Origin of the sequence: Vibrio sp. 10N.261.51.F11, from assembly GCF_041471665.1 — a bacterium.
Taxonomy (GTDB): Bacteria; Pseudomonadota; Gammaproteobacteria; order Enterobacterales; family Vibrionaceae; genus Vibrio; species Vibrio crassostreae_C.
The window spans coordinates 17,731-33,579 of record NZ_JBFROW010000066.1 but is presented as its reverse complement, the minus strand read 5'-3'; the positions used below and the strand labels follow the sequence as shown (position 1 = coordinate 33,579).

At 45.2% G+C, this 15,849-nt stretch carries 13 protein-coding genes; 6 read left to right on the top strand and 7 right to left on the bottom strand.

The window, feature by feature from the left end:
- Nucleotides 1–79 precede the first annotated feature (79 nt).
- Nucleotides 80–979 carry a DMT family transporter gene (locus AB4351_RS18675; RefSeq protein WP_372126831.1) on the bottom strand — a complete coding sequence of 300 codons (900 nt, stop codon included), beginning with the start codon at nt 977–979 and terminating at the stop codon, nt 80–82.
- Between the two features lie 124 nt (nt 980–1,103).
- On the opposite strand from AB4351_RS18675, the gene AB4351_RS18670 reads away from it, so the two are divergent.
- Nucleotides 1,104–2,531, top strand: coding sequence for an aminotransferase class I/II-fold pyridoxal phosphate-dependent enzyme (locus tag AB4351_RS18670; RefSeq protein WP_171732861.1), 1,428 nt, complete (start codon nt 1,104–1,106; stop codon nt 2,529–2,531).
- A 114-nt stretch (nt 2,532–2,645) separates the two neighbouring features.
- Here AB4351_RS18670 and AB4351_RS18665 read toward each other — a convergent pair whose 3' ends face one another.
- From AB4351_RS18665 to AB4351_RS18655, 3 genes are all read right to left on the bottom strand, one after another.
- Nucleotides 2,646–3,194: a carboxymuconolactone decarboxylase family protein gene (locus tag AB4351_RS18665; RefSeq protein ID WP_017069794.1), complete on the bottom strand. Its 549-nt coding sequence runs from the start codon at nt 3,192–3,194 to the stop codon at nt 2,646–2,648.
- A gap of 238 nt (nt 3,195–3,432) precedes the next feature.
- Nucleotides 3,433–4,002 (bottom strand): GNAT family N-acetyltransferase, encoded by a 570-nt coding sequence (locus AB4351_RS18660; RefSeq protein WP_372126829.1) that lies wholly within the window; start codon nt 4,000–4,002, stop codon nt 3,433–3,435.
- Nucleotides 4,003–5,238: a MerR family transcriptional regulator gene (locus AB4351_RS18655; RefSeq protein ID WP_372073834.1), complete on the bottom strand. Its 1,236-nt coding sequence runs from the start codon at nt 5,236–5,238 to the stop codon at nt 4,003–4,005.
- A 490-nt stretch (nt 5,239–5,728) separates the two neighbouring features.
- Here AB4351_RS18655 and AB4351_RS18650 point away from each other — a divergent pair, with 490 nt between their 5' ends.
- Nucleotides 5,729–6,892, top strand: a complete 1,164-nt coding sequence (locus AB4351_RS18650; RefSeq protein ID WP_017061663.1) for an amino acid permease — start codon at nt 5,729–5,731, stop codon at nt 6,890–6,892.
- 120 nt (nt 6,893–7,012) lie between these two features.
- Here AB4351_RS18650 and AB4351_RS18645 read toward each other — a convergent pair whose 3' ends face one another.
- Nucleotides 7,013–8,992, bottom strand: coding sequence for a methyl-accepting chemotaxis protein (locus tag AB4351_RS18645; RefSeq protein ID WP_372126827.1), 1,980 nt, complete (start codon nt 8,990–8,992; stop codon nt 7,013–7,015).
- A 495-nt stretch (nt 8,993–9,487) separates the two neighbouring features.
- Here AB4351_RS18645 and AB4351_RS18640 point away from each other — a divergent pair, with 495 nt between their 5' ends.
- Both AB4351_RS18640 and AB4351_RS18635 read left to right on the top strand, forming a co-directional pair.
- Nucleotides 9,488–9,619, top strand: a complete 132-nt coding sequence (locus AB4351_RS18640) for a hypothetical protein (RefSeq protein ID WP_372126825.1) — start codon at nt 9,488–9,490, stop codon at nt 9,617–9,619.
- A 181-nt stretch (nt 9,620–9,800) separates the two neighbouring features.
- On the top strand, nt 9,801–10,385 hold the full coding sequence (locus AB4351_RS18635; RefSeq protein WP_017064940.1) for a TetR/AcrR family transcriptional regulator: 585 nt from the start codon (nt 9,801–9,803) through the stop codon (nt 10,383–10,385).
- A 125-nt stretch (nt 10,386–10,510) separates the two neighbouring features.
- Here the strand turns inward: AB4351_RS18635 and AB4351_RS18630 are convergent, their stop codons facing one another.
- Nucleotides 10,511–12,376, bottom strand: a complete 1,866-nt coding sequence (locus tag AB4351_RS18630; protein WP_372126823.1) for a fructose-specific PTS transporter subunit EIIC — start codon at nt 12,374–12,376, stop codon at nt 10,511–10,513.
- A 338-nt stretch (nt 12,377–12,714) separates the two neighbouring features.
- Here AB4351_RS18630 and AB4351_RS18625 point away from each other — a divergent pair, with 338 nt between their 5' ends.
- Together AB4351_RS18625 and AB4351_RS18620 are read left to right on the top strand one after the other, a co-directional pair.
- Nucleotides 12,715–13,017, top strand: coding sequence for a PTS fructose transporter subunit IIB (locus tag AB4351_RS18625; RefSeq protein WP_372126821.1), 303 nt, complete (start codon nt 12,715–12,717; stop codon nt 13,015–13,017).
- Nucleotides 13,018–13,024: 7 nt separating this feature from the next.
- A complete protein-coding gene (locus AB4351_RS18620; RefSeq protein WP_017070486.1) occupies nt 13,025–13,798 on the top strand; it encodes a PTS sugar transporter subunit IIA in 774 nt (257 codons plus the stop codon).
- A 155-nt stretch (nt 13,799–13,953) separates the two neighbouring features.
- Here the strand turns inward: AB4351_RS18620 and AB4351_RS18615 are convergent, their stop codons facing one another.
- Nucleotides 13,954–15,732 carry a sodium:solute symporter family transporter gene (locus AB4351_RS18615; protein WP_029236500.1) on the bottom strand — a complete coding sequence of 593 codons (1,779 nt, stop codon included), beginning with the start codon at nt 15,730–15,732 and terminating at the stop codon, nt 13,954–13,956.
- Nucleotides 15,733–15,849: the final 117 nt, after the last annotated feature.

Genomic DNA, 15,849 nt, shown 5'->3' with positions numbered 1-15,849 from the left:
TTTACGGGGTCACTTCATTGTCAGGCTCTTTTTGGTTTCTAGTCATCGACTTTAAGTAGAGTGAGTTTTGGTATACAAACTACCGCTGTAACACTGTTCGTCTGCGAACCTTAATCCATTCTGGCTTCCTCACCACCAAATAAACTGCAGCTGCCGACAAGGCAAAGCCCATCGCGCCATACATGTCGAACGACTCACCGAAAATAAGCCACGCTTGGATTGCTGTCGTCGGTGGCACCAAGTAAAAGACCGAAGCCACACTTGAAGATGCACCGTGCTCTACCATGTAAAGCAACAATAGGATGGCAACACAAGACAGAACGACCACCAGCCAAATTAGAGTCAACGTGAATTCTATCGTCCAGTTTACTTGCATAGTTTCGTAACGCATTGCGAACGGCAGAAACAACGCGGCAGAAGCCAAATATTGCACCATCGCACCGCCGACCATATCTGTCCCCTGACAGAAGCGCTTCTGATACAAAGTGCCGCAGGTAATACCCACCAAAGAAACCAAACACAATAACGTTGCCAAGCCTTTTTGGTCGTCTGACTGCCATTCAATATTGCCCATCAACACCAAACTAATACCCGCAAAACCAAGCGCTAACCCCAACCACTGTGCAAAATTAAAACGCTGCGAAGTACAGCTGATCATAATCAATGCGGTAAGAATCGGTTGTAAGCCAACAAGTAGAGAACTCAACCCGGCGGGCATACCTATATCAATCGCCAGATAGGTGCCACCAAGATAGAAACCATGAATCAAGATGCCAACCACACTTGCGTGGAAGAATGCTCGACCACGAGGAATACGACGCTTAAGGATTGCAATCAAAACCAAGAACAGCGCCACGTTGGCTACCATCCTCAATGAAAGTAATGTTGCGGGTTCGGCATATTCAACACCAAGACGTGCGCCGACAAAACCTGACGACCACAATATTACAAACACAAACGGAATCATTTTAATCAGCATTACAAACCTCTGGTCAACTCTTCATCAATGCTGTTACCTTAGTTGGGTACAGATAACTAATAAAGATACAGATATAACACTTTAAATGGTTACAGATTGAGAGTGTGCAACGAGGGAGAAACACGTGGAAGCAGAACTCAGCGGCAATAAATACCTTGCTACCGAACAACATATTAAGGCTCAGATCGATAAAGGACTCTTTCATCCAGACGATCGTCTTCCCTCAATCCGTCAACTAAGCGAACAGCTTGGCGTGAGCAAGAACACCGTGATTCGCGCCTACCAAGAACTGGAAGCGACAGGCTGGGTATATTCAGTACCTAAATCTGGCTATCGCGTAAAAGCACCGAACACCACCAGCTGGGATGCATCAAGCCAACCTCAAAAAGTCGATCTGTTGTCTGTCACCAAATCGGTACTCTCTCGTCCAAAAGGTCGCCTGAAACTGTTGGCAGGCTCCGCGCACCCGAACATCAACAATCCTGCGATTCGTAGCTTGTATGCCGAGATTGGCCGTCACAGTCGATTACAAACTCAGCTTCCCGGTTATTACCAACTACCCCCCGGCGACGAGCAATTAGTAAAGCAATTGTTAAAGATCACTCATGATCTTGGTGTGCCTGCGGGCTCGAAAGAGATTGCAATTACTCATGGTGCTCAACAGGCGATCAGTCTAGCTTTGCGTGCGCTCACCAAGCCCGGCGACATCGTGGCGGTCGAGTCGCCCTGTTATTTCGGTAATCTACTTTTACTTGAATCACTTGGATTGCAAGCCCTTGAAATCCCAAGCAGCGTTAGCCACGGTATTGATATACCATCCCTACAGAGTGCGTTGGACAAATGGGAAGTGAAAACCTTACTGCTAACGCCAAACTTTACTAATCCAACCGGTTCACGGATGCCATTGGCGAATCGAAAAGCATTACTGGAGATCACCGGATCTTTGCCAATTATCGAAGACGATGTGTTCGGTAGCTTGGCATTCGATACACCAATCGCTAGCCTCAAAGAGCTTGATGATCAAGATAGAGTCATCTACGTCAACTCACTGTCTAAAACATTAGACTCACGCTTGCGAATCGGTTGGTTACTGTCTGGGCGCTACCAACCTTTGGTCGAAAAGTACCTTTTATGCGACAACATGGGCAGCTCAAACCTGATGCAATCCGCGGTAGGGCAATTCCTCACTACCGGTAAATATCGCAGCCACTTATCCAAAATGAAACGGCTCTACCAAACCAACCAAAAGCAATTCCAAAGCCTGTTAATACAAGCACTAGATAGCCACCCACACCTTGTCGGGCAATACCACCTATCAAAACCGGAAGGCTCTTTTTTAAACTGGATAACACTGCCTGAATCGGTCGATAGCTACGCAGTCTATCAAGACTGTTTAAAGCATAAGTTGGGGATTTTACCCGGAACAGTATTTGGCACCAACGACCAATATAAACACTGCTTGCGCTTTACTGTTGCCAACATTGAAGAGAGCAAAGAGTGGAAAGAAGGGGTTGTGACACTAGCGAAAATAATCGCTAAGCACGTGCGTTAGGTTACCTTTCTAATTACCATTTAGACCAAAACAACAAAGCCCCATTCAACTGAATGGGGCTTTCATCATTATCATATCTTGAGTTGCTTAAATACGATGGTTAGTTAAATACGATTACCCTTGCCAAGCGAACTGTTCAAAAACTTTGTCGACTGGCGTTTTAGCAACGTGGTTTACGTAATTACTGATCACTTTCTGAGACAGGCCAAGAATCACTTCTAGCACTTGTTGCTGACCGTAGCCCGCTTCGAAAAATGCTGCCATTTCACTTTCAGGCACATTGCCGCGGTTACGTACCATGCTCAGCGTAAAATCATGCAGGGCTTGCAGCTTTTCAGTGGGTAAATCTGTGCGATTACGCAGTGCTTCGGTGATTGCAGGATCAACCTTCATTGAATGTGCAATGCCAGTGTGTGCAGGAACGCAGTAGTGGCATTCGTGTTCAACGTTGATGGTTTGCCAAACAACCGTTAGCTCTTCAGCATCGAAAGATGAGTCACTAAACGCCTGATGAAGCTGAGTGTAAGCCTTAAGTGTGTTTGGAGATTCAGCCAACACACCAAACAAGCCCGGCACTCTGCCCATCTGCTTTTTAGCGCCCTCAAGAATAGGTTGGCTTTGCTCTGGCGCGGATTCTACTGAGTGAATTTTGAAGTTGCTCATTGCTCTATCCCTATCAATTTTCGGTTCTAAAGTTATTCAATCACGGAGCAATTAATGAATGTTCTCCGTTGGTGTAAAAACAATATAGATCAAACAAGAACGATCGTTCAAGTGTTATTTTGAACAGTTGTTCAATTTATACATTGAAGCCAGAAGAATGTCTTCGTTCATAACAAGAAAGCCCAACAGGCAAACACCTGATGGGCTTTCTCTTTTTCTCAATTTTTTTTGCAAGCGGCTACCAATACTCTGCGTGGGCCAAGTCTTTAACACAACTCGACTTGCCACTTGTTACTTTGATTTCACCACCAGTTAACGATTGAGCCAACCAACCGTGAGGGAAACTCAATTCAAAGGGCGCTGGGACCTGCTCAACGGTAATTTGCCCAAAGCCCACTTTTGAATAGTAGTCAGGATCACCGTACGTCACTGCAAGCTCAATACCCTGCTCTTTTAGAAACTGCAAACCGAAGTTAATCAGGCGCTGACCAATACCACGCTTTTGCATCTGAGTGCTCACCGCCACTGGCGAAAGCAAATATGCCTTGGTTTCATCATCAAATGAAAGCGGCGTAAAGATAATCGCACCCACAATCGTGCTATCCGCATCCGACTCACTAGAATCGTCTTCAGCGACAAAGCAAAGTAGCTCTGTCGGGGCTGTAGTCGTTAAAAGGTCGTTGGCAAGCATACCCACGGTTTTACCTTCGTTCTCGCCTTCTGAATCCGTAAAGGTTTGAGTGAAAACTTGAGTGATCGTTTCGATTTCGCTTGAATTATATTGTCTAAATTTTATGGTGTTACTCACTTACTTTAATTTCTTGAGCACAAAGAACTGATAATCAAAATCACGTTGTTCAGAACCTTTCGAAGGCTGTTGATCCAAGCCGTTCTTTGATGTGTTGCTATCGAAAAATTGTTTAACTTCATTGTCGCAATCTACGAGCGCTTTTGAGTTCGGCATCGTTGCTTTAAGCGCTTCTACTCGCTTTTGAAAGGGCTGGTAATACGCAAGCCAACCAGCATCGCTCAGTGCAAAGTGCTCCAAGACTTCATAACCCGCAGCTTGTGCCTGTTTAATTCGCTCGGATACCGTCGTCATGTCTGGATACTCTTTTTGCCAGAACGCTTTGCTCGATTCGTTAGGTTGTTCGGTATTCCACACCAAATCATTAACGACCAATATGCCGTCATCACTGAGTAAATTTCGCCACTGCTTTAGCGCCTTTTCAACACCCATGATGTAAGCGCTGCCTTCCGACCAAATTAGGTCAAACGACTTAGCTTCAAACGGCAGATCCATCATGCTCGCGCATACGGTTTTGACGTTGCTTTCTAAGCCAAGAACCTGTGCTTGCTGAGTCAGAACATCTAAACTCGGTTGATCATTATCTACCGCCGTTATTTGCACATCCACTTGATGTTCTACTAAGGCTTTCGCTAACACAGAGGTGGCAATACCTTTACCACAACCGATCTCAAGCACACGTTTAGGAGAAACCGAAACGTGTACCAACGCCGCTAAAGTATCTTCCGCTGTTCCTGGCCCTAAACGCTGTAAACCCTCAAAGATCACCTCAAAATCCGCCATGTACTGGTCATGATCGTTCATGTCTTTTGAAAGCCATTTCAGTCGCAGTGCTTGCTTCTCATCAAAGCCTTGCTTAATGAGCCAATCGAGATGCGCATCAGGCGCCACCTTGTCCATCGATTCATGCCAATCTTGCAAACCACTCTCGCCTAACAAGGCCGATAAAAGATCTCTCGAACGCTGTTTCTGAGCGATCTCTTCGTCCAATTGTTCGAGTCGGTTTTGTAACAAGGAGCGGTCAACCTTGGCATCCAAACACGCCTGACACTCTTTCAACGTCAGTCCACCCGCTTGTAACTGCTGCAACAATTTCACACGCTGCAAGTCGCGTTCGGAATAACTTCGATAACCATTATTGGTGCGTTGAGCTTCTATCAAACCCAACTTTCCATAGTACAAAAGCGTTGAACGGCTCAGGCCAACGAGCTCCGCTAATTCAGATATGCGATACATCCACTTCTCCCTCATTTCAGTAGTAAAGATAAACTATGAAGTTGTAGTCAGGTCAACAGAATTTTCGACACTTTTCTCGTTCTTTACCTATTTACCTTCAAATTGATAAAGCGATCTGAGCGTGTCTTTTACCCATAGAACGGTTAGTCATCGACATTGCCTGAACGGGATTCAGGAAAGGAGAAGTATTAAACTTGATGAATTGAAAACAATTAGCTCATAAACATACTTCTTTTTAACTGAATTTTGCCAATTTCTAAATCATTCAATAATGGACGAACGTTAACTAAACGATAAATAAACTCACCGAGTGAATACTTAAATCAACCACACATATACACCAGAAATTCCTGCTTAAATTTTTTAGAAAAATTCAAAATTTATTAGAAATTAACCCCTAACTTTACTGAGTATTTTGTTAGTCTTGGAAACAATTATTTACAATCCAAACAAAATTTAATTGGATCGCTTGAGGTTGTTTTTCTTGAATATGAAATTATTCGGCAGTTCTTTGATTCTGTCAGGAACTGCATTAGGGGCTGGCATGCTTGCTATTCCCATGGTGTTGGCCCAATTTGGCTTCATGATCAGCTCAGTGCTGATGCTACTTATCTTTATCGGCACCACATACTCTGCACTCCTCCTGGCAGAAGCATGCACTAAAACTAAAGACAACAGTGGCATGAGCAGTGTTGCTTACCTCACTCTGGGCAGCAAAGGTAAACACTTTATCAATGCACTCTTTTACCTGTTGCTAGTATGCATGTTGATCGCTTATATCTTGGGTGTCGGTGACATCATTCATAAGCTACTGCTCGACGTTGGTGTCGATGTATCAGCATCCGTTGCGTATACCATTTTCAGCCTATTGATGGGTGCTATCGTCGTCTCGGGCAAGTCTTATATCGACAAACTGAATCGCGGGCTATTCATCTTGATGGTCGTGATGCTGTTTATCGTTATCGCGTCGTTGTTTAGCAACATTCGCCTTGATTACCTTACTCAAACCAGCCAATACACAGCCAATGATGTGGTGCAATACAGCGCGGTTATCTTTACCAGCTTTGCCTCTATGGTGGTGATCCCATCACTGGTGATCTACAACCGTGAAGCGACTCAAAAGCAGATCCGCAATATGATTCTGCTTGGCTCAGTGATTCCATTAATTTGCTACCTGACTTGGTTATTCGCGATTATCGGCAACCTCGGCACAGACGCGATCAGCCAGTTCCACAATATCTCTGAGTTGATCTCTGCGTTCAGCGGCCAATCTGCTTGGTTGAAAGTGGTGATCGCTCTGTTCTCTGCTCTAGCCTTGGTGACTTCTTTCCTCGGCGTGTCGATGGCGCTTTACGACCAAAACAAAGATGCGGTGACCAACAACAAAGCGTTGGCTTATGCGCTAACCTTCATCTTACCTTTGGTATTAGCTGAGCTGTTCGCTAGCCAGTTTGTAAGCATGCTGGACTATGCAGGTATGGTGCTGGTGTTCCTAGCTATCTGGGGCCCACTCGCAATGGTAGTTAAGGTTCGCAGACCTGACTTCCCTCACCTACAAACCGAAGGCAGCTACACAGCAGCCGGTGGCGACACGGCATTAATGGCGACATTTGGTTTTGGTGCGTTGATTTTCGTGTCTTGGTTTATGGGGTAGATCCCCATTGAATGGACTATCTGTTGCCATTTAGAAGACAGCAGATACAAATAGCCCGTTAGTCCTGCTATTAAAAGTAGAGACTAACGGGCATTTTACTTCTTATTGAGTGCTTGCTAGTTAGCTCTTAAACGTACTCGCAATATCTTTCAATGAAGCTGCTAACTGAGCTTGTTCTTTGGCTGTTGCAGCTATTTGCGTTGCACCTGTCGTAGATTCTGTCGACTTCTGCTCTACTGCCATGACGTTTTGAGCAATATCTTGAGTCACTACCGCTTGCTCTTCGGTAGCGGTTGCGATCTGCTCAGTCATGCTAAAGATCTCGCTCACCGATGCTGAGATACCTTGTAAGGTGTGTTCCACCTCTTTTGAATCCTCAACCGCTTTAGACGACATCTTCTGGCTGTTATCAATCACATTAAACGCCGTTTGAACATCAGACTGTAGCGAGCTGATAAAGCCTTCAATTTCAGCTGTCGATTGCTGAGTACGTTGTGCTAGCGTGCGAACTTCATCAGCCACTACCGCGAATCCACGGCCTTGCTCACCCGCTCGTGCCGCTTCAATTGCCGCGTTCAATGCCAGTAGGTTGGTTTGTTCTGCTACCGACTTAATCACATCAATCACACTGTTAATGCTATTGCTGCTCTCGTGTAGATGCGTGATTTTTTCCGCTAGGTCATTAATTTCAGAAGCCAGTTTTTCGATAGAGTGGTAAGAGTTTTGAACCGTACTCAAACCTTCTTGCGACTGCTCATCGACCAGTTTAGCGGAGCTTGCTGTCTGCTGAGTTTTAGCGGCCACTTCATTTACCGTTGCTGATAACTCTTCTGTCGCAGTCGCAACTAAGCCTATTTGGTCTTGTTGTTGAACTAGCGTGTTCGAGTTGTAGTGACAAGTTTGCGAGGTTTCTTCAGCAGCTGAAGCTAAAGTCAGACTCGACTGAGACAGGTTGTCGATAACGTTTGAAAACTTCTCTAGGGTTTCGTTGAGTGCAGAAGAGATCTGTCCAAGTTCGCTGTTACCAACGTACTTAGCGCGAACTGTTAAGTCGTTGTCATTACGAACCTTAGACAACATCACTGTAAGATCTTTTACTCTCATCGTCAGGTCGCTGATCGCCTTATAGCTCACGAAGGTCGCGAACAAGGTTATCAAAGCAAACAGACCAATACTCATCATCATCGCAGACTGCGCCTCTGACATTTTTTTCTCTGTCAGTGCGATAAGCGACTCTGCTAGGCGGTTTTCTGTTTTCTTTAGCTGAACAATACGAGCGGTAGATTGCGAGAACCAGTACACAGGATCAACATCAAAACCGCTCATCTTAGATTCAGCCAAACCACGAAGCTTTTCTACTTCTGCCACCGAACGATCATTCAATTGCTGTTCAAAGAAACGAACGTTATCTGGGTTACTCAATACCTCAAAGTTTGAGAAATAGGTATTTTGCTCAGTCACCAAAGAGATGAATTTAACCAACATGCCTGGGCCAAATTCATTTTTAGAGAAGGTATTATTTAGGACAGCACGCTCGATACCCGCTCGCTCTTTACCTTGTAAAAAGTTGTAGTAAGCGATGGTTTCAGTGGTGATGGCAGCATCAGAGCTAAGCTCAGCAATTAACGCCGATACGCTCAGCAGCTTTGCATTCAGTTTGGTGTAGTAACCCAAAGCTTCAGACAGAGGAATCGATTGAGAATCCACTCGATTTCGAATAGAAGTAATTTGATTTAGGCTTTGGCTTATTTCAGTGTTCAGCCGAGTGATCTGCGGTAAATCGATTTCAGCAGATTGCCAGTATTCAGTTTTCAGATTACGTCTATTATCTGCACTGGCTCTTTGTGCACGTAGTTCACTGACAAACTTAGTGCCCTGTGAGCCGATAAACCCAGCCGTCATTCCACGCTCTTTTTGTAACTCATGCACAAGTTCACTGTACACAACCGACAAACGGGTAAGTTGGTTTAATGAAGACAATTCACTGGTGGTTTCTACGCCTTTTGAAATCGCAGAAACGCTAAGCCATAGAAATCCCAAGATCGGTAAAATAAGCAAAGCGATGATTTTTTGCTTAAAAGACATATCGGTTAATTTCATTATCATTTCCCTAGCAGCTAACAAATCTTTTCAGTCATCTAACTCGCACACCCTTAATAAGATGCGCCTCAATTGTGACTGTATAATTATTCAACTTGATCAATGTGCATCAATTACCGTGCCACACAGATCGCGATGCGATGAAGGTAACATTTAACCTTACAAAATTCATTGATTTACCGATAAAACTGTTAGCTAAGCGACCTAACGATACCCAAAACACATGCGACAACATTTTATTGACGTAAGCGACTGAAATCTGACACACTTTAACTACCCAAAAGGGGTAGGCCTGCACCAATTATGTGCTCAGAGAAAACGATATATTCAGAACTAACTATAGATTCAACGCTCACCAGCGATTGATTCACAACTAATCAACTCCCTATTCTGCGCTGATTAACTGTCTATTCCTCGTTAACTAAATATGTATAATGCCGAATTATCAAAGTAGATATTCGCAATAAATATGCGACAACAACTGAGAGATATTGTATGGATTGTCCCGCTTGCGAAGAACATATCGGTTGGGAATGGGTAGAAGAAGCGGCTATTGAACCCAATGAGGAATTCGATTGTCCAGAGTGCGAAGCAACATTGATGTACACCATCGATGAAGGCACCTAATACGGCGCTCAGCACAAGACCGTAGAAGTTATTGATGATTAAGATGATTTCCTGATGATCGGGATGTTTTATTAACTCTTTGATGTTCTAAGCCTGCGCAAAGCAGCTAAACACACCTTTACTAGAACGGGCGTTCAGCATAAAATATTGAACATATGTTCAGATTAATGAAGTAGATGTTATGGCTAAGACCGCTAAGTTCGATAGACAAGACGTAGTAGATAAAGCAACGAACCTGTATTGGGAAAAGGGCTTTCATGCGACTTCTATGCGTAACCTGCAAGACGTGATTGATATGCGTCCGGGCAGCATCTACGCTACGTTTGGCAGCAAAGAAGGTCTGTTTAAAGAAACGCTTGCTCGCTATACCGAACTTGGCATCCTGAATCTGAACCGCTTCCGCAGTGAAACAGACTCTCCAATCAAAGCGCTCGAAAGCTTCGTCAAACGTGCGGTTGTCGAATCAAAACAAAGTTCGCCAAATGGCATGTGTATGCTGGCAAAAACGGTAGCAGAACTGACTGATGAACACGCCGAATTATTAGAAGAAGCAAAGAAATCACTCAAAATCATGGAAGGTGAGTTCGCTAAGCTGATCGCAGAATCACAAGAATTGGGTGAGATAAGCAAAGAGCGTGAACCGACTCAGCTTGCTCGTCATGTTCAGGTTCAAATCGCAGGCCTGCGTACCTACGCCAAAACCTGTGACGATATCGATTTACTCAACTCAATGGTTGAAGACGTATTTAAGTACCACCCTTTTTAGCGTTTGACCTGACTGATTGGGCACAATACAAAAAGACTCCACTTTCGCCTTAACAGGTCTGAGCGGAGTCTTTTTAGTTTTGATCTAGTTAACTTTATAGATGATAAACTTTGCGGTTTAAAGAGTTACACCTTTCTCATGATCAACGCCTGAGCATTAAGCATTGCTTCCTTAGTACTGACATCCAAGGTTTTCACGTTCGCAAAGCGTTCAACTTCTTTAATCGCCACATCGTGAGCAAAGATCACCAACCTCGCCCTTTCAATGTCTTTCTGGGTAATGCGATTACCTATTCCGTTGGCACCTTGTGTTTCGACTTTAATCCGAACCCCAAGATGATACGCCGCTTTTTCCAGAGACTTAGCAGCCAGGAAAGTGTGGGCAACACCCGATGGACAGGAAGTGATTGCAAGTACATCCGCTTTCCCTTCTTCCGTTACCGAACCACCCGTAAACTGATTAGAATTCGCTTCGCCTTCGACCACGTTCTTCTTCAGAAGAATCACGATAAGAGCTGTTGTTAGAGCTCCAGCTAGTGTGCCGACGATATAGCCAATCTTGCCATCAACCACTGGCAATACTATCCAGCCGCCCCATGGAGCATGGTTCACTACATGGAACATAAAGCCAACCACGTTACCGACAATGCCACCAGCAACAACCGCAGGCAGAACCCGCGCAGGATCAGCAGCTGCAAATGGGATCGCGCCTTCACTGATGCCGATCATTCCCATAATGCCTGCAGCTTTACCCGCTTCACGCTCGTCTCGCTTAAACTTCTTCGGCGATAAGAAAGTCGCCAGTGCCATGCCTAGTGGTGGTGTACAAATTGCTATCCCGACACCGCCCATCAACCATGGCTGAGTATTCACCTGCGTTTGAGCAAACAGCGTGGCTACTTTGTTGATCGGGCCGCCCATATCAAAGGCCGTCATCGCACCCAAAATGCTACCCAACACCACTTTTCCTGATCCGGCCATGCCAGTGAGCATTTGGTTCATCTCTAGCATCACTTGGGCAATAGGAGAACCAATCACCCACATCACAGCCCCACAGGTGACAAAGGTACCGACTAGTGGATAGATGAAGATAGAGCTCAGCGAGATCATGCTGTCTGGGAGCTTGATCTTCTTGAGTAGATTAACCACAAAGCCCGCGAAGAAGCCGACCACAATCGCACCGAGAAATCCGGTGTTGTATTGATTGACCGCGACCCAAGAACCAATCATGCCCGGTGCTAAACCCGGTTTGTCGGCCATTGAATACGCGATGTAACCACCGAGCACCGCAGTAAACAAAGTCAAACCCGCGATACCCATCTGTGCGATGTCAGCCAGAACGCCACTCTCTGGTACTGCGCCGTGACCCGACATCATCACCGACAAAGACAACAACACACCGCCCGCAACCACGAATGGGATCATGTGCGAAGTGCCATATAACAGGTGTTCTTTGAGTCTATTGAGAGATTGTGCCCAAGGGCTTAGTGGTTCGACATACACTTCATGATGGCTAGATGCGTAGCTATCGAACGATTCTGAATTGGCTTCAAGAAACAGCTCTTGAGCTTCCTCGACAGACTCCACCGCCTTTAATTTTGTAACAAAGCCATCTTCGATAAGCCTGGTCGAAATCTGAGCCAGTACCTCGATATGGTGGTCGTCGTTGTTGTCTGGTGAAGCGAGCATAAAGAACACATCCGACAGCTCGCCGCCGTCTGCGCCATAATCGATGCCAGAACGGCTGATACCTACCGCCACCGCAGGTTTAGCTACGGCAGCACTTTTCGCGTGTGGAATGGCGATGCCATCGTCAAAGCCTGTATTACCGATGGCTTCACGCTTCCAGATATCATCAAGGAATTCACGTTTATTGGAGAGCTTACCGGCACGGTCGAGCAGTTCAACAAGCTCTTCAAATACCGCCTGTTTTGAGTCTGCTTGTAAATCTAAGCAGATGATCTCGGGCTCGATAATGTTGGTGATATCCATATGCTGCTCTGCCTCGCCTGATTTCAGACTGAAGTAATTAGTATCTGTTAACCTAGTGATAAGGTTAATAAGATGAAAAGATTAACGGTGTGAAGGCACTCAATATATAGGACGAAAGGTGCATTAACTGGATTATTGTAACCAAGAGCTCAGAGTGTGACTTTCACCTTGGAATAAAAAACGCCAATCCATAAAATCCACAGAACCCATAACAATATCGTCCCTCCGCCATGCGAGCTTTCTATACTGGATTTTCCATGCAAGATAGCTTTTCCAAGGTAGCTTCTGAAAGGTAGCTTTTGTAACGTAACAGGGACGAGATTAAGCCGAGAATAATAATGAGAATTGTAGCGGTAACTGCCTGCCCTACAGGCATTGCGCACACCTATATGGCAGCTGATGCTCTAAATAAAACAGCCCCTAAGTTCAACGTTTCAATCAAGGTTGAGACGCAAGGCGCTATGGGTATTGAAAACTTACTGACAGCCCAAGATATTACCCTCGCAGACAAGGTGTTGATCGTCTCTGATATCGACATTGAACAGCCAAGCCGCTTCGACCCAGCTAAAACCTTATTCATTCCCATGGAAGAGGTATTGTTGAGTATCGATAAAGTCTTTATTAAGCATTGTCGAACTTAAACTTTTCATGAACGAATACCAGATCACCTTCTTCGTTAACGATCCTGCCGCGAACTCACATGTCGCGCAGCCGCTGACTCGCTTAGCGAAGAAATTCAAAAGCAACATCCGCATTATCAACATCACTCAAAATCGAACCGCTGATCTCTCCAAATCCGTCGCGATGCTGCAAGTAGGTTTACTTCGTGGTGATTTGTGCCAGATAACCGCGGTCGGTATTGATGCGGAGCTGGCCTGTTTCGTTCTCAAAGATGTAATTGCTGAGCATTACGACATGGTTGGCTCACAAGTGAACCATGAATTCTCTAAAGATTTAATCCAGCGAATGCCACAAATATGCCCGCCTTGTGACATCAAATGGCACCACGCTAAGGCGCAAACCCAACTGACCAAATTTGAGTGCTTAAAAGGGCTCGCTCACCTTGTTTATCCAGAAGATCCGGATGAGTTGATTCTGGCATTTATTAAGCGGGAGGAACGCTCTTCAACATGCGTGTCACCAGGTATCGCACTGCCGCATGTGATGTTTGAATCGACTCAAGATCTCTCAATTGCCGTTATTGTCAGTGACGACCCGATTGACTGGGCATCACGTATTGGCGAAGTGCATGTAGCCATTGCTCTTGTTTTACCAACCAAGCCACAACGAGAGCATATTGTCGCGGCGACCAACCTAACTCGGAACCTACTGCACGATCAGGTCAATGAGCGTCTGCAAAAGACCCGAAGCAGCGTCGACCTGCAAGCCTTGTTGATGTACATCTCGTCACGCCTTATCTAATTCATCTCTTCTGGTCAAACTCAAAGCATCCATTAATCCCCTGTTGTGACACCTATCCAATCGTTATAAGCTCATTTTCTCATACAATAAAAAACGGCTGAGCATTAGAGCTCAGCCGTTTTATGTTTAATTACTTGTTTAACTGGTTAGCTAACTTAAGCTGTTTTTTTCGCTTGTTTCGCATCCTCAACCGAGTCGTCTACAGCTTTCACCAACAGCAAACCAACTACGAATACGATACCGCCACACAGTACGAACATCATTCTTCCCCAGAATGGGTTCGGTAGAGCAAACATCGCCATCACTGCCACACCAGACACTGCGATCAGTGAGCCCAGCATGTGACGTTGTTTGTTGTCCAGTTTCTTCTGTGCTGTTGATTCAGAAACCAATGGTGTCGCAAGGTTGTTGAAGAAGGTATCAACATCTTTCTGACGAGACGCTTCTAGTGGTTTGTAGAACAATGTCGAAAGAACAAAGAAGCCGCCAGTAAACACTAGGTGCGCAATCAGACCTACTGCAACTTTCAAGTCAGACCATTCGCGGCCTGTTAGAGGCTCTAGGTTGAACAAGTTTTGTAGCATTTCAGCGGTAATCACGAAACCAACGATGTAAGACACAATCGCACCGACCACTAGCGTACCCCAACCTGCCCAGTCCGGAGTCTTCTTAAGGAAGAAGCCACAGAATGCTGGAATGGTCATTGGGAAGCCAATAAGTGCACCCACGTACATCATGGTGTCGAACAAGCTCAAGCCTTTTAGCGAATTGATAAACAGCGCGATAAGGATGATAGCTAGACCGAAGAAGGTAGACATCAACTTAGACACAATCATCAGCTCTTTCTCTGTCGCGTTTGGACGAAGAATCGGTTGATAGAAGTTGATTACAAAGATTCCAGAGTTACGGTTTAAGCCTGAGTCCATAGAAGACATAGTTGCCGCAAACATCGCTGCGATTAGAAGCCCCACCATACCCGCTGGCATGTATTGCTCTACGAAGTAAAGGTAAGCGAAGTCGCCTGCTTTAGAGCCTGCGTCTGGGTAATGTGCTGCAAGGTCAACGCCTTGTCCTGCAACGAACCAAGGTGGCATGAACCAAATGATTGGACCGATGGTCATCAGAATACATGCCAACAGTGCCGCTTTCTTCGCGTTCTTTGAGTCTTTTGCCGCTAGGTAACGGTAAGAGTTCAACATGTTGTTGGTGATACTGAACTGTTTGAAGAAGATGAAGAATGCCCAAATTCCGAAGATGCTTACGTAGTTCAGATTGTTACCAGAAACGAATGATGCGCCTTCTGCTACAGGGAAATCGTTGATGATTTCAGTAACGCCACCACCTTGTACGATAGCCACTGCAGCACACGTTACGGTTACCGCCATGATAATAACCATCTGCATGAAGTCAGACGCGATAACCGCCCAAGAGCCGCCTGTCACCGACATAACAAGTACAACAAGACCAGTCAGAACGATGGTTGTCGTCATGTCGAAGCCAAAGATGCCCGATGCGATGATCGCCAAACCGTTCAGCCAGATACCTGCAGAAACAATACTGTTCGGCATGCCAGACCAAGTAAATACTTGTTCGTTGAAGCTACCAAAACGCATACGAATCGCGTCAATTGGCGTTACCACACGCAGTTGACGGAATTTCGGAGCGAAGTACAGGTAGTTCATCAGGTAACCAAATGCGTTCGCTAAGAAGATAACCGCGACAGCCATACCATCGGCATACGCTTTACCCGCTGCGCCAGTGAAGGTCCAAGCACTGAACTGTGTCATAAACGCAGTCGCGCCAACCATCCACCAAAGCATGTTACCGCCCCCGCGGAAATAATCACTGGTTGTACTGGTGAACGTTCTAAACATCCAACCTATTGCTATAAGGAAAAGGAAATAAATTCCTACGATCAGAGTATTGAGTTCCATGTATAAGTCTTCTTTATGATGAATATCTGAAGATCATATTATCTATAGAATTTTTAATTTGTAGTATTATAAGTCAAGGTTGTGATGGGGCGTATAAACCTGAATATTTGATTTCGA

Bases quoted from the DNA above. Each gene is read 5' to 3' on its own strand.
- AB4351_RS18675 (WP_372126831.1), bottom strand. From the start codon at position 979: ATGCTGATTAAAATGATTCCGTTTGTGTTTGTAATATTGTGGTCGTCA.
- AB4351_RS18665 (WP_017069794.1), bottom strand. From the start codon at position 3,194: ATGAGCAACTTCAAAATTCACTCAGTAGAATCCGCGCCAGAGCAAAGC.
- AB4351_RS18655 (WP_372073834.1), bottom strand. From the start codon at position 5,238: ATGTATCGCATATCTGAATTAGCGGAGCTCGTTGGCCTGAGCCGTTCA.
- AB4351_RS18650 (WP_017061663.1), top strand. From the start codon at position 5,729: ATGAAATTATTCGGCAGTTCTTTGATTCTGTCAGGAACTGCATTAGGG.
- AB4351_RS18645 (WP_372126827.1), bottom strand. From the start codon at position 8,992: ATGAAATTAACCGATATGTCTTTTAAGCAAAAAATCATCGCTTTGCTT.
- AB4351_RS18640 (WP_372126825.1), top strand. From the start codon at position 9,488: ATGGATTGTCCCGCTTGCGAAGAACATATCGGTTGGGAATGGGTAGAA.
- AB4351_RS18635 (WP_017064940.1), top strand. From the start codon at position 9,801: ATGGCTAAGACCGCTAAGTTCGATAGACAAGACGTAGTAGATAAAGCA.
- AB4351_RS18630 (WP_372126823.1), bottom strand. From the start codon at position 12,376: ATGGATATCACCAACATTATCGAGCCCGAGATCATCTGCTTAGATTTA.
- AB4351_RS18625 (WP_372126821.1), top strand. From the start codon at position 12,715: ATGAGAATTGTAGCGGTAACTGCCTGCCCTACAGGCATTGCGCACACC.
- AB4351_RS18620 (WP_017070486.1), top strand. From the start codon at position 13,025: ATGAACGAATACCAGATCACCTTCTTCGTTAACGATCCTGCCGCGAAC.
- AB4351_RS18615 (WP_029236500.1), bottom strand. From the start codon at position 15,732: ATGGAACTCAATACTCTGATCGTAGGAATTTATTTCCTTTTCCTTATA.